This window comes from Brevundimonas sp. (genome assembly GCF_036399195.1).
In the GTDB taxonomy this organism is placed as follows: Bacteria; Pseudomonadota; Alphaproteobacteria; order Caulobacterales; family Caulobacteraceae; genus Brevundimonas.
Window position 1 is genome coordinate 1 of record NZ_DASWNO010000187.1, and the last position, 12,633, is coordinate 12,633.

At 68.9% G+C, this 12,633-nt stretch carries 11 protein-coding genes, 1 tRNA gene and 1 pseudogene; 5 read left to right on the plus strand and 8 right to left on the minus strand.

Annotation, left to right across the window (positions count from 1 at the left end):
- From rfaD to kdsA, 3 genes are all read right to left on the minus strand, one after another.
- Positions 1–789: ADP-glyceromanno-heptose 6-epimerase (gene rfaD, locus VGB60_RS08625; RefSeq protein WP_331037868.1), on the minus strand; the 789-nt coding region annotated here is incomplete at its 3' end.
- A gap of 11 nt (positions 790–800) precedes the next feature.
- Positions 801–2,255: a D-glycero-beta-D-manno-heptose 1-phosphate adenylyltransferase gene (gene rfaE2, locus VGB60_RS08630; RefSeq protein WP_331037859.1), complete on the minus strand. Its 1,455-nt coding sequence runs from the start codon at positions 2,253–2,255 to the stop codon at positions 801–803.
- A 19-nt stretch (positions 2,256–2,274) separates the two neighbouring features.
- Positions 2,275–3,138, minus strand: a complete 864-nt coding sequence (kdsA, locus tag VGB60_RS08635) for a 3-deoxy-8-phosphooctulonate synthase (protein ID WP_331037869.1) — start codon at positions 3,136–3,138, stop codon at positions 2,275–2,277.
- A 104-nt stretch (positions 3,139–3,242) separates the two neighbouring features.
- Here kdsA and VGB60_RS08640 point away from each other — a divergent pair, with 104 nt between their 5' ends.
- From VGB60_RS08640 to sseA, 3 genes are read left to right on the plus strand one after another with little or no spacing between them, the layout of a single operon-like run.
- Positions 3,243–4,706 carry a deoxyribodipyrimidine photo-lyase gene (locus tag VGB60_RS08640; protein ID WP_331037860.1) on the plus strand — a complete coding sequence of 488 codons (1,464 nt, stop codon included), beginning with the start codon at positions 3,243–3,245 and terminating at the stop codon, positions 4,704–4,706.
- 33 nt (positions 4,707–4,739) lie between these two features.
- On the plus strand, positions 4,740–5,960 hold the full coding sequence (locus VGB60_RS08645) for a cyclopropane-fatty-acyl-phospholipid synthase family protein (RefSeq protein ID WP_331037861.1): 1,221 nt from the start codon (positions 4,740–4,742) through the stop codon (positions 5,958–5,960).
- 31 nt (positions 5,961–5,991) lie between these two features.
- Positions 5,992–6,828, plus strand: a complete 837-nt coding sequence (gene sseA / locus VGB60_RS08650; protein ID WP_331037862.1) for a 3-mercaptopyruvate sulfurtransferase — start codon at positions 5,992–5,994, stop codon at positions 6,826–6,828.
- Here the strand turns inward: sseA and VGB60_RS08655 are convergent.
- Positions 6,825–8,138 carry a dicarboxylate/amino acid:cation symporter gene (locus VGB60_RS08655; protein ID WP_331037863.1) on the minus strand — a complete coding sequence of 438 codons (1,314 nt, stop codon included), beginning with the start codon at positions 8,136–8,138 and terminating at the stop codon, positions 6,825–6,827. The genes sseA and VGB60_RS08655 overlap by 4 nt on opposite strands.
- 27 nt (positions 8,139–8,165) lie before the next feature.
- Positions 8,166–9,281, minus strand: coding sequence for an amino acid ABC transporter substrate-binding protein (locus tag VGB60_RS08660; protein WP_331037864.1), 1,116 nt, complete (start codon positions 9,279–9,281; stop codon positions 8,166–8,168).
- 86 nt (positions 9,282–9,367) lie between these two features.
- On the opposite strand from VGB60_RS08660, the gene metC reads away from it, so the two are divergent.
- Positions 9,368–10,540, plus strand: coding sequence for a cystathionine beta-lyase (gene metC, locus VGB60_RS08665; RefSeq protein ID WP_331037865.1), 1,173 nt, complete (start codon positions 9,368–9,370; stop codon positions 10,538–10,540).
- Here metC and VGB60_RS08670 read toward each other — a convergent pair.
- Both VGB60_RS08670 and VGB60_RS08675 read right to left on the minus strand, forming a co-directional pair.
- Complete coding sequence (locus VGB60_RS08670) at positions 10,530–10,997, minus strand: hypothetical protein (protein WP_331037866.1); 468 nt, start codon at positions 10,995–10,997, stop codon at positions 10,530–10,532. The genes metC and VGB60_RS08670 overlap by 11 nt on opposite strands.
- A gap of 31 nt (positions 10,998–11,028) precedes the next feature.
- Positions 11,029–11,802, minus strand: a complete 774-nt coding sequence (locus VGB60_RS08675) for an exodeoxyribonuclease III (protein ID WP_331037867.1) — start codon at positions 11,800–11,802, stop codon at positions 11,029–11,031.
- A 67-nt stretch (positions 11,803–11,869) separates the two neighbouring features.
- On the opposite strand from VGB60_RS08675, the gene VGB60_RS08680 reads away from it, so the two are divergent.
- Positions 11,870–11,946 (plus strand) — tRNA-Arg (locus tag VGB60_RS08680).
- A gap of 19 nt (positions 11,947–11,965) precedes the next feature.
- Here VGB60_RS08680 and VGB60_RS08685 read toward each other — a convergent pair.
- Positions 11,966–12,633: pseudogene (locus tag VGB60_RS08685) on the minus strand (class I poly(R)-hydroxyalkanoic acid synthase); the annotation flags it as partial.

Sequence of the window (12,633 nt, forward strand, 5' to 3'; positions counted from 1 at the left end):
GGCGTGGGCCAGGTCGAGGAAGGACCGCGCCTGGCCCGAACCGGCGTTGAAGACGCCCGACACCTCCGGCGCCTCCAGCAGCCATTCGACGATGTCGACCACGTCGTCGACGAAGACGAAGTCCCTCATCTGTCCGCCGTCCTCGTAGGCGGGGTTGTGCGACCGGAACAGGGTCACCGGCTCGCCCGCCGCCACCTTGGGCCAGATCTGGGCCACGACTGACTTCATGCCGCCCTTGTGGTGCTCGTTGGGGCCGTACACGTTGAAGAATTTGAGCCCCGCCCACTGCGCCGGCGCATTCCCGGCGCCCGCCTGCCGCGCCGCGTACTGGTCGAACAGATATTTGGAATAGCCGTAGGCGTTTAGCGGCCTGAGCGCGGACAGCGAGCGAAGATCGTCCGCATCCTCGAACCCGAGCCCGCCATCGCCGTAGGTGGCGGCCGACGAGGCGTAGACGAACCGAGCCTGACGCCCGGCGCACCAGTCCCACAGGTCGCGCGAGAGGCTGAAGTTGGTCCGCAGGATCAGGTCCGCGTCAGCCTCGGTAGTCGAAGAGATCGCGCCCATATGGACGATGGCCTCGACCCTGTCGGCGTGCCGCTCCAGTTGGGCGAACAGCTCCTCGGGCGACCAGAAGTCCGCGATCGGATGTTTGGCCAGGTTCTTCCACTTGCCGAGCTCCGCGCCTTCAAGCCGGTCGCAGACGACGATGTCCCGCCGCCCTTCGGCGCACAGGCGCGCGACGATGTTGGAGCCGATGAAGCCGGCCCCGCCGGTGACCACAATCATCCTACGCCGGCTCATGCTTCGTCCTTCAAGCGAGCGATCGTGCCCGTGGTGGAATAGCCGTCCTCGAACTGCGCCAGCCGCACCTCGCCGCCCCAGCTCTCGACCAGATCGCCCCCCACGACGCCTTCGCGGGTGTAGTCCGCCCCCTTGATCAGCACGTCAGGCCGAAGCCGCTCGATCAGCGCCAGCGGCGTGGGGTCGTCGAACGCGGTGACGCGATCGACGCTGGCCAGCCCGCCGATGACCACGGCGCGGCTGTCCAGGTCGTTGATAGGCCGCCCCTCGCCCTTCAGCCGGCGCACCGAGGCGTCGGTGTTCAGCGCCACCACCAGCCGGTCGCACCAGCCGCGCGCCTGCGCCAGATACGCGACGTGGCCGCGGTGCAGGATGTCGAAGCAGCCGTTGGTGAAGCCGACCTTCAGCCCCTGCCGTTTCCAGCCCTCGACCACATGGGCCAGCTCGTCCAGCGGCATGACCTTGGCGTGGGCCCCGGCGGCGTGCTGGGTCATTTCGGCGTCGATCAGCTCCGCCGGGGTCACGACCGCCGTGCCGGCCTTTCCGACCACCACCCCCGAGGCGAGGATGGCGAACTCGATGGCCGTCTCCAGCGTCGCGCCGGCGCCGAGCGCCAGTCCCAGCGCCGCCAGCACGGTGTCGCCGGCGCCAGAGACGTCGAACACCTCGCGGGCGCGCCCGGCGAAGTGGCGAGCCGGTTCCCCGCGGCGCATCAGCGTCATGCCGCGGCCCGCGCGGGTGACCACGATCGCCCTGGCCGTCGTCTGGCGCAGCAGCGCCTCCAGAGCGGCCTCGACCTGCTCGTCGCTGTCCGTGGGCACGCCTGTGGCGGCCGCCAACTCACTGGCGTTCGGCTTGATCACATCCACCGCGCCGTAACGGGCGAAGTCGCGGCCCTTCGGATCGACCACCACCGGCGCGCCGCTCTTCTGAGCGGCCTTGAGCGCTTGGCCGACCAGCAGGTCGCTGACCACGCCCTTGGCGTAGTCAGACAGGAGATAGACAGACGCACCTGTAAACGCAGCGCTTTCCTCGCCCATAACCGCCGAAACCTCTTCGTCGAGGCGCAACAGTTGCTGGCCTGAGGCGACGAACCGCGTCTTGACGATCGTCGCCACTCCCGCGCGCCGCTCGACCACATCCTCAATGCCGGGCTCGGCCGCGATCAGCGCCGCGAGTTCGTCGCCGGCGGCGTCCTGTCCAGCCACGGCGCCGAGCCGGGCGACGCCGCCGAGCGCCGAGACGTTGCGCGCGACGTTGCCGACTCCGCCCGGCATGGCCGTGCGGCGGGTCGTGCTCAGGACGGGGATCGGCGCTTCGGGCGAAATCCGGCTGACCTCGCCATAAACGTAGCGATCCAGCATCAGGTCGCCGACGCAGGCCACGGTCACGCCGCGCACCCGCTCCAGCAGGGCCTGCAGTTGTCCGAGGTCGAGCGTCCGGTCAGCCATGCCCCTTGGCCTATCGGATTCAGGCAGCTTTCGCCATCCGGGCCTTGGTCAGGTCGTCATAGGCGATCAGCTCGGCCGCCAGCCCCTCGAACTGGTTCAGCGGCACCATGTTGGGGCCGTCCGAGGGGGCGTTGTCCGGGTCCTGATGGGTTTCCATGAACACCGCGTCCACCCCGACCGCGACCGCCGCCCGCGCCAGCACCGGCACGAACTCCCGCTGGCCGCCCGAGGATGTCCCCTGCCCGCCCGGCTGCTGCACCGAATGGGTCGCATCGAACACCACCGGGCAACCGATCTCACGCAGGATCGGCAGGGCGCGCATGTCCGAAACGAGGGTGTTGTAGCCGAAGCTGGCCCCGCGCTCGCACGCCATGACGTTGGGATTGCCCGCGCCGACGACCTTGGCGATGACGTTCTTCATGTCCCAGGGCGCGAGGAACTGGCCCTTCTTGACGTTGATGGCCTTGCCGGTCGCCGCGGCGGCGAGCAGCAGGTCGGTCTGGCGGCTGAGGAAGGCCGGGATCTGCAGCACGTCCACCGCCTGGGCGGCGATCCGGCAATGCTCCTCGGTGTGAACGTCGGTCAGCACGGGCAGGCCCGTGACCTCCCGGATTTCGGCGAAGATCGGCAGCGAACCCTCGAGCCCGAATCCGCGCGCCGCAGTGGCGGAGGTCCGGTTGGCCTTGTCGAAACTGGTCTTGTAGATGATCCCGACGTTCAGCCGCTCGCCGATCTCCTTCAGCGCATGGGCCATCTCCAGCGCGTGGTCGCGGCTTTCCAGCTGGCACGGCCCGGCGATGAAGACGATGCGCTGGCCGCCTCCGATGGAGACGGGGCGCGTCAGCCCGTCCTTGATGTCGATGACGGCGTTCGGCTTGGTCACTACGGTTTCCGCTTTCAGCTGGCGCACGCGGCCGGCGCCGCATCCCTGCGGCGTCAGGTGGCGTATGAAGACGAGGATCGCAAGTTACCACGGAGCCTCGCCGCGTGACCACCAAGGCCGACGACCGTCCCGTCATCCTCTGGTTCCGGCAGGACCTCCGGCTCGCCGACAACCCGGCCCTGAACCATGCGGCGGAGACCGGGCGGCCAGTTCTTCCGGTGTATATCCTCGATCAGGGGACGCGCGTCCGGCCGATGGGCGCGGCGTCGCTTTGGTGGCTGGACAAGTCGCTGCGGGCGCTGGACGGCTCGCTTCGGGATCGGGGCTCTCGCCTGATCCTGCGGCGTGGCGACAGCGAGGCCGAACTTCAAAGACTGATCGCCGAGACCGGCGCGGACGCCGTGTTCATGAACCGGCTGTTCGAACCGGAGGCTTGGGAGCGGGACGCCGACATCGCGCACGGCCTCGCCGCCGACGGGGTGGAGTGCAAGGGCTACAACGGCTCGCTGCTGTGCCGTCCAGGCGAGGTGCTGAACGGTTCGGACGCGCCCTACAAGGTGTTCACGCCGTTCCTGAAGGCGCTGCTGGCGCAGGCCAAGGCGCCGCCGCACACGACGGGCCCCACGCGGATCGACACACCGACGGAGGCCGCATCGGACGCCCTCTCCGGCTGGGGTCTGCACCCGACGAATCCAGACTGGTCCCGTGGCTTCGACTGGACTGCGGGGGAGACGGGAGCCACGGAGGCGCTGTCGGCTTTCGTGAGCGGCGGCCTGAAGAGCTACAGCCGCGGCCGCGACCGTCCGGGGGAAGCCGCCACGAGCCGCCTGTCGCCCCATCTCCACTTCGGCGAGATCAGTCCCTGGCGGGCTGTGAAGTCGGTTCAGGAGGCGGCGGACGCGCGAGCCGTCCCGAAGTCCGAGGCGGACAAGTTCGTCGCCGAGATCGGCTGGCGGGAATTCTCCGCCCACCTGCTGCACGCCTTCCCGCAGATCGCCGACCGCGCCTTCCGGCCCGAGTACGACGCCATGCCCTGGCGCAGCGACCTGGAAGCGCTTGAGGCGTGGAAACTTGGCCGCACGGGCTATCCGATGGTCGACGCGGGCATGCGGGAGCTCTGGGCCACCGGGTTCATGCACAACCGGGTGCGGATGGTCGCGGCCTCCTTCCTGATCAAACACCTGCTGATCGACTGGCGCGAGGGCGAGGCGTGGTTCTGGGACACGCTGGTTGACGCCGACCGCGCTTCGAATGTTCAGAATTGGCAGTGGGTCGCTGGATCCGGCGCGGATGCTTCACCGTACTTCCGAATCTTCAATCCGGTCACGCAAGGGCAGAAGTTCGATGGAGACGGCCGATACGTCCGCCGCTGGGTCCCGGAGCTCGGCCGCCTGCCCGACCGCTGGCTGCATTCGCCATGGACGGCTCCGTCGGAGGTCCTACGGGACGCCGGGGTTCAGTTGGGCAAGACGTACCCCCGGCCGATCGTCGACCACGAGACCGCCCGCGCCCGCGCCTTGGCGGCGCTCAAGACTGTCTCAGCCGAACGGAGTTCTTCAGGGGATTGACCGCGGGACCTGTGCAGCCGGAGGATCGCGCTCATGACCTCTGTCACCGCAGAGTTGCCGGACACGCCGGCCCGCACCCCGCGGGGTTTCTCGCTCCTGCTGCGTCTGCTCGCCTCCAACTGGACCTTCGGTCGACTCACCGTCCAGCTGCCGAACGGCGAGATCCATCAGCTGACGGGTGACCGGCCCGGCGTCTCCGCCACGCTGGACGTGCGCGACTACCGGTTCGCCGGGCGGGTGCTCGCTTCCGGCGATATCGGCTTCGCTGAGGGCTACATGGCGGGCGAGTGGGAGACGCCGCAGCTCGCGACCCTGCTCGAGGCGGTGGCCGAGAACTACGATCACATCCGCCGCGTCGTCGACGGCAACCCGCTGATACGGCTCGTCAACCGGTTGGCGCACCGCCGGCGGCGCAACAGCCGGGCGGGGTCTCGCAAGAACATCCACGCCCATTACGACCTCGGCAACGCCTTCTACGCCGCCTGGCTCGACCCTTCGATGACCTATTCCTCGGCGCGCTTCACGCGGTCCGGCATGGGGCTCGAAGCGGCGCAGCACGAGAAATACGCTTCGCTGGCCCGGATAATGGAGCTGCAGTCCGGTCATTCCGTGCTCGAGATCGGATGCGGCTGGGGCGGGTTCGCCGAGTTCGCGGCAAAGGAGATCGGCGCCCGCGTCACCGGCGTCACCATCTCACAGGAACAGCACGACTTCGCCCGGAAGCGCCTGTTCGAGGCCGGTCTGGCCGAGCGGGCGGATATCCAGTTGATCGATTACCGCGATGTCGAAGGCCGCTTCGACCGGGTCGCCTCCATCGAGATGTTCGAGGCGGTGGGCCGCGAGTACTGGCCCGTCTACTTCCGCAAAATCCACGACGTCCTGGAGCCCGGCGGACGGGCCGGGTTCCAGATCATCACCATCGATGACGCCCTGTTCGACGACTACAACAGCCGTCCCGACTTCATCCAGAAATACGTCTTTCCCGGCGGCATGCTGCCCTCGGAAGAGCGGCTGGCTCCGGTGATCGACCGCGCGGGGCTGCAGTGGCGCGGTGTCGAGCGCTTCGGAGAGGACTATGGCGAAACGCTGAAATTCTGGGATGACCGCTTCCAGGGCGCCTGGGCCGACATTCGTCGCATGGGTGGGTTCGATGAGCGGTTCCGTCGGCTCTGGCGGTTCTACCTCGCCTATTGCGAGGCAGGCTTCCGGTCGGGGCGCACCAACGTCATCCAACTGGTGCTCGACCGCCCCTGACCCGTGGGCAGGTCGGTGATAGGTTCACGTCATGAACGAGACCTCGCCGCTGATCTCCACGGACGAGTTGGCCGCCCGTTTGCACGAGCCGGACCTTCGTGTGGTCGACGCAAGCTGGCATCTGGACGGCCGCGACGGCCGCCCGGATTTCGAAGCCGCGCGCATCCCGGGCGCCGTGTTTTTCGACCTCGAGGCCAGTTCGGACCCGACGTCTCCCCTGCCCCATATGCTGCCGTCGCCCGCCGCCTTCGCGGACAGGATGGGGCGCTTGGGTCTGTCCTCGGATCATCGGATCGTCGTCTACGACACCTTGGGGCTGCGGTCCGCGCCACGGGTGTGGTGGATGTTGCGGTCGATGGGGGGCGGCCGTGTACAGGTCCTCGATGGCGGCCTTCCGAAATGGCTCGCGGAGCGGAGGCCCGTGGAATCGGGCCCGTCGCTTCCCCCGCCTCCCGCGCGTTTCGAGGCCTCGCTCCAGCCGACGGCCCTGGCTGACACGGACGATGTCCGGGCGGCGCTCACCGAGGGTCTGCAGGTGGTGGACGCCCGGCCGTGCGGCCGCTTCGTCGGCCTGGAGCCCGAGCCGCGACCCGGTCTGCGCTCCGGTCACATGCCCGGCGCGATCAACCTGCCCTTCGGCCGGCTCATCGAAGCCGACGGAACCATGAAGCGGGGCGCCGCGCTCGAGGCGGCCCTGCACGAGGCCGGCGTCGCTCCGGACCGGCCGGTGATCACCACGTGCGGCTCCGGCGTGACCGCCGCCATCCTGAGCCTGGGGCTGGCGGTGCTCGGTCGACCGTCCCGCCTCTACGACGGCAGCTGGGCGGAATGGGGCGGCCGGGAGGATACGCCGGTCGAGACCGGCTAGGCCTGAGGCGCCACCGGCTCCGCCAGTCCAGCAGGGATGACGTCGTCGCTCTCGCCGCGAGACACGACCGTCGCCGCGACCAGATCACCCGTGACGTTCAGCGTCGTCCGGCACATGTCGAGGAAGCGGTCGACACCCAGGATCAGGCCGATGCCCTCGGCCGGCACCCCGACCATGACGAGGATCAGGGCGATGACCGGCAGCGAGCCGGCCGGGACCCCGGCTGTGCCGATGCCGCCCAGGATGCAGACCAGCATCACGATCAGCTGCTGACCGATGCTGAGCTCGACGCCGAAGAACTGGGCCAGGAACAGCACGGTCACGCCCTCGAACAAGGCGGTGCCGTTCTGGTTCGCCGTCGCGCCGACCGTCAGCACGAAGCGCGAGATGCGGCGGGGCAGCATCAGCTTCTCCTCGGCCGCCTTGATCGCGATCGGCAGGGTGGCGTTGGACGACGCGGTCGAGAAGGCGACCACGAACGGCTCGCGCACACCCCTGGCGAACGTGAGCGGGTTCATGCCCCCGAAGGTCCAGACCAGCAGGGGGTAGACGATGAACATGTGGATCGCCATCGCGCCGACCGCGACGGCCGCATATGCGCCGAGCCGGATCAGCAGATCCCAGCCGAACACCGCCGCCAGGTTGAACATCAGGGCCGCGATCGCGAATGGAGCCAGTTTGATGACGAGGTTGATGAGCTTCATCATGACCTCGAGCAGGCCCTGAAGGGACTCCTGCAGTCGGTCCGTCGCGGCGCTCTTGGCCATGACCATGCCGATGCCGAAGATCAGGGCGAACACCATGACCGGCAGGATCTGGTTCTCGGCGGCGGCGGTGACGACGTTGGACGGGATCATGTCCAGAAAGAACTGGCCCGCCTCGATGCTCTTCGGCGCATTGCCGACGATGGCGGAGGCGCCCTCGGCCCCGTCAGCCAGCAGCTGTTGAGCCAACACGGGATCGACGCCGTCGCCCGGCCGGAACAGGTTGACCATGCCCAGACCGATGGCCACGGCGATCGCCGAGACCATGACGGTGAAGACCAGCGTCTTGAAGCCGACGCGTCCCAGCGATTTCAGGTCGCCCATCTCGGCGACGCCCACGGCCAGCGCGGCGAACAGCAGGGGCAGGACCAGCATGAAGAGCAGGCGGAGGAAGATCTGTCCCACGGCCTGGATGATGTCCATCACCCAGGGGATGACCTCCTGACCGGTCAGGTTCACGAACAGGCCGCCGCCCAGTCCGATGACGAAGCCGGCCAGCATCCAGATATACAGCGGAACCCCGCCGCGTTTCGTGGTCGTTTCCATGCGTTCCCCCGGCCCCAGCCGATGTCGTTACCTGATGGGCAGGCCGTAGATCAATCCGCCCGGTCTCGCGTTCCATTGTGCGTTGAGGCCGCGCTCCAGGTCGAGCGATGAATCGGCGCCGAGGTTTCGCGCGAAGATTTCTCCATAGTTCCCGCGCGCCTTGATGGCGGAACGCGCCCAATCGGCGCGGAGCCCCAGCATCGTCCCGGCGTCCCCGGCCTCGCCCAGCAGCCGCTGAATACGGGGATCGCGGGTTTCTTCGGCCAGCCGATCGGCGTTCTCGGCCGTCACCCCCAGCTCCTCCGCCAGCATCAGGGCGTTCAACGTCCAGCGGATCACGGAGGTCCAGGCCTCGTCGCCGCGCTTCACCGCGGGCCCCAGCGGCTCCTTGGAGATCACGTCGGGCAGGATCGCGTGCTGTTCCGGATTGGCCAGCGTCGTCCGGGCCGCGGCCAGCGCGGACAGGTCGGCGCTGAGGGCGTCGCAGTCCTCGCGCCCGTAGGCCGCTCGCGCCGCCTCCTCGTTCGCCGTGACGACCGGCGTGTATTCGATGCCGCGCGTCCTGAACCAGTCGGAGACGTTCAGCTCCGAGGTCGACGCCCGCTGTACGCAGATGCGAGCGCCGTTCAGCTCCGCCGCGCTGGCCAGATCAAGCGAGCGGCGCACCAGAAACCCTTGGCCGTCATAGTAGTTGATCCCGGCGAACCGCACGCCCTCGCCCGCTTCGCGAGCAAGCGTCCATGACGTGGTCCGCCACAGCACGTCGATCCCCCCGGAACGGAGAGCCGAGAACCTCTGGCTGCTCGTCAGGGGCACGAACCGCACGGCGTCCGGGTCGCCCAGCACCGCCGCGGCCACGGCGCGGCAGAAGTCCGCGTCGAACCCGCGCCACTGGCCGCGGTTGTCGGTGAAGGCGAAGCCGACCAGTCCCTCGTGGACGCCGCAGTTCAGGCGACCGCGACGCTTGACGGCGGCGAGGGTCGGGCTGGCGAAGGCGGGGGCGGCGGCATCCGCCGGCGCCGGCGATTCCGGGGTCGTTTCCGCCGGTTCGTCGCGGCCCCTAGGTCCGCAGGCGAGGAGCGTCAGGCACGCCAGCACCGCGGCGCCCGCCGTCCGCCATCGCCCGATTCCGTCCGCTCGCATCCCGCCTCGCCAGTATCGCCAGACCTTGCGCCCCCGGCTGCTTTAGAGGCTTTTGACAGCGGAACCGCAAGTCTGACCGAGGCCGAATGTCCGACCGCAGCGACCGCACCCACCTGATTTCCCCCGCCACCCGCAGGGGCCGGGGCCGGCGCGGGGTCTCGCCCCCGATCGAACGGGCCTCGACCCTGCTGAACGACACCCCCGACGCCATGCGCGACGCGAGCCTGGGGCCGGTCTACGGGATCGAAGACCTGTCCGGAGCCCGCGAGCTCCGAACGACGCTCGCCGATCTGGAAGGCGCTGGCGACGTCTTCCTCGTTCCCTCAGGACTGGCGGCCGTGACCGTGCCGCTGATGGCGCTGCTCCGCCCCGGCGACGAGGTTCTGACGACCGACGCCCTGTACGGCCCCAGCCGGCGCTTCCTCACGCGGCACATGGCGGCGCGCGGCGTGAGCACCGTCTTCCATCCCGCCGCCGCGGCCACCGACGAGATCGTCGGTCTGCTGGGCGAGCGCACCCGCCTGTTGCTCATCGAATCGCCCGGATCGCTGACCTTCGAGATGACGGACGCACTGGCGCTGGCGGACGCCTGCCGCGCGCTCCGCGTCCTGACCGTCATGGACAACACCTGGGCGGCCGGCCTCGCCTTCCGGCCGCTGGCGCACGGCGTCGATGTCAGCGTGCAGGCGATCACCAAATACGTCGGCGGTCATTCAGACCTGTTGATGGGCTCCATCGCCGCGAAGGATCCGACGGTCATCCGCCGGATAAGCGAAACCATTGAGGATCTCGGCTGGCGGGTCTCCCCGGACGACGCCTGGCTGGCCCTGCGCGGCCTGCGCACCCTGCCGCTGCGCTACACGGAGCAGGCGCGGTCCGCTTTGGCCGTGGCGACCTGGCTGCAGGATCGGCCGGAGGTGGCCGAAGTCCTCTACCCCGCCCTTCCAGGCTCGATCGGGCACGAACTCTGGCGCCGGGACTATGCCGGCGCGGCCTCTCTGTTCGGCGTCGTTATGAACGGAGGCGATGAGGCGGCGGCCCACGCCCTGATGTGCGAACTGGAGCTGTTCGGCCTCGGCTATTCCTGGGGCGGGTTCGAGAGCCTGATTACGCACGAGACTGGTCAGCTCTCGCACCGCAGGGATCCCCCCGCCCTCGCGGGGCCGCTGTTGCGGCTGCACGTCGGCCTAGAGGCCCCGGAAGACCTCATCGCGGACCTCGATCGCGGCCTCGCGGCTTGGCGCACGGCTACGGCCTGAGCTTCGCTTTCGCGGTCTTAAGCTTTGCCTGCAGGGCGGCCCGCGCCTTTTCCTGGCCTTCGACGACGGCGGTCCGCTCCCGCTCCAGCGCGGCCAACCGGTTTTCGATTTCCTGGCGTTCGGAGGTCTGCCGGGCGGCCAGCTCCGCCAGTTCGGCCTCAAGCATTTCGACGCGGGCGACATCCTTTGCGTTCGGCGCGCGCGCGGGTTTCGGCTTCGGAGCCTTGGTCTTCTCGATCTTGCCGATGTCCACCGTCAGGCCGCGCTCGATCAGCTCGCCCGGCGCGGCGAGGGCGGCGTCACGGTCGCCGCCATCCGCCACTTCCTTCGCCGATCCGTCCTTGAACAGGTCCCGCTTCACCCCCCACGCGGCCAGGGCCTTGGCTCGCGACGGCGCCGCCACGGTCCAGGAATGGAATCCGTCGGAATAGCAGAACACCTTCAGCGCGCGAGCCATGGCGGCCTAACGGTTCGGCAGGACGCCCGGTTCAGTCCAGCACGATCCAGGTCGGCGCGTGATCGCTGGCCTTCTCACGCCCGCGCACCTCGCGATCCACCCCGGCGTCGCTAAGCCTGTGGGCCACCGAGGGGCTGAGCAGCAGGTGATCGATCCGCAGACCAGCGTCCCGCTCCCAAGCCTGCCGGAAATACTGCCAGAAGGTCCACGGCGGCGGGTCGTGTGGAAACCGCTCCCGCAGCGCGTCGGTCCAGCCCTGCTCCAGCAGACGCGCGTAGGCGGCGCGGCTCTCGGGCTGCAGCAGAGCGTCCTTCTTCCACGAGCGGCTGTTGTAGATGTCGCTCTCGGTCGGGACGACGTTGTAGTCCCCCGCCAGCACCACCGGCGCCCCTGACGCCAGCAGACCGGCCGCGTGATCGATTAGCCGCTCGAACCACGCCAGCTTGTAAGCGAACTTGGGCCCCGGCTGAGGATTGCCGTTGGGCAGGTAGAGCGAGGCGATCAGGACGCCGCCGACCGCCGCCTCGATGTAGCGGCTCTGCTCATCCTTCTCGTCACCGGGAAGCGCGCGTCGGGTCACGACCGGCTCGCCCGCACGGGACAGGATCGCCACGCCGTTCCAGCGGTGCTCGCCCTTCCAGACCGCCTCATATCCGGCCTCGCGGATCGCCTGGGCCGGGAACTGGGCGTCGGTGGCCTTCAGCTCCTGCAGGCAGACGACATCCGGCCGCGCCTCGTCCAGCCACTGCAGAAGGTTCGGCAGCCGGGTGTTTACGCCGTTGATGTTGAAGGTCGCGATCCGCACCAGGCCTGAACGGCTGCGGTCGGCGCCGGTTCACACCGGCCCTCCGGGCTGCTATCGGGCCGACGTCGCGCCCATAGCTCAATCGGATAGAGCACTCGCCTTCTAAGCGAGCGGTTTCAGGTTCGAGTCCTGATGGGCGCGCCAGCCTTTCGCGGGGCTGGCCTCAGTGCCGGACGCGGACGTAGTCGCCAGGCGCGGCCGTCAGGGACTTCAGCTTGCCCGAGCCAGGTTTGCGCGCCTTGACCTTCCCGTCGGTCGCGGCGGCGTCGAGCCAGCCCTGCCACTCCGGCCACCACGAGCCGCTCTTCTGCTCGGCCCCCGACAACCATGCCTCCGCATCCGCAGGCGCCTTGTCGCTGACCCAGTAGCCGTGCTTGTTCGCCGCGGGCGGGTTGATCATGCCGGCGTTGTGGCCGGACCCGCCCAGCAGGAAGCGCGTCGGCCCGCCGAAGAAGCGGCGTCCGGCGTAGGTGTTCTTCCACGCCGCCACATGGTCGTCCTTCAGCGCAACGATCATCACCGGCGTCTGAACGGCGGAGAGGTCCAGCGCAACGCCGTCGATCGTCACCCCGCCGGCGTCCTTCAGGCGGTTGCCCTTCAGCACATGCGACCCGTATTCCTTCAGCATCCGCGCCGGGATCCGCGAGCCGTCGTCGAACCACCACAGCAGGTCCGATGCGCGCGCCTCGTCGCCGAGCAGATAGTGGTTGACCACCGACGACCAGATCAGGTCGTTCGCCCGGACCGTCGAGAACAGCTTGGTCAGGTCGTTGGCCTCGACGAAGCCGCGCTCGTCGAGATAGCGGTTGAACGCCTCGAGGTCCTTGTCGC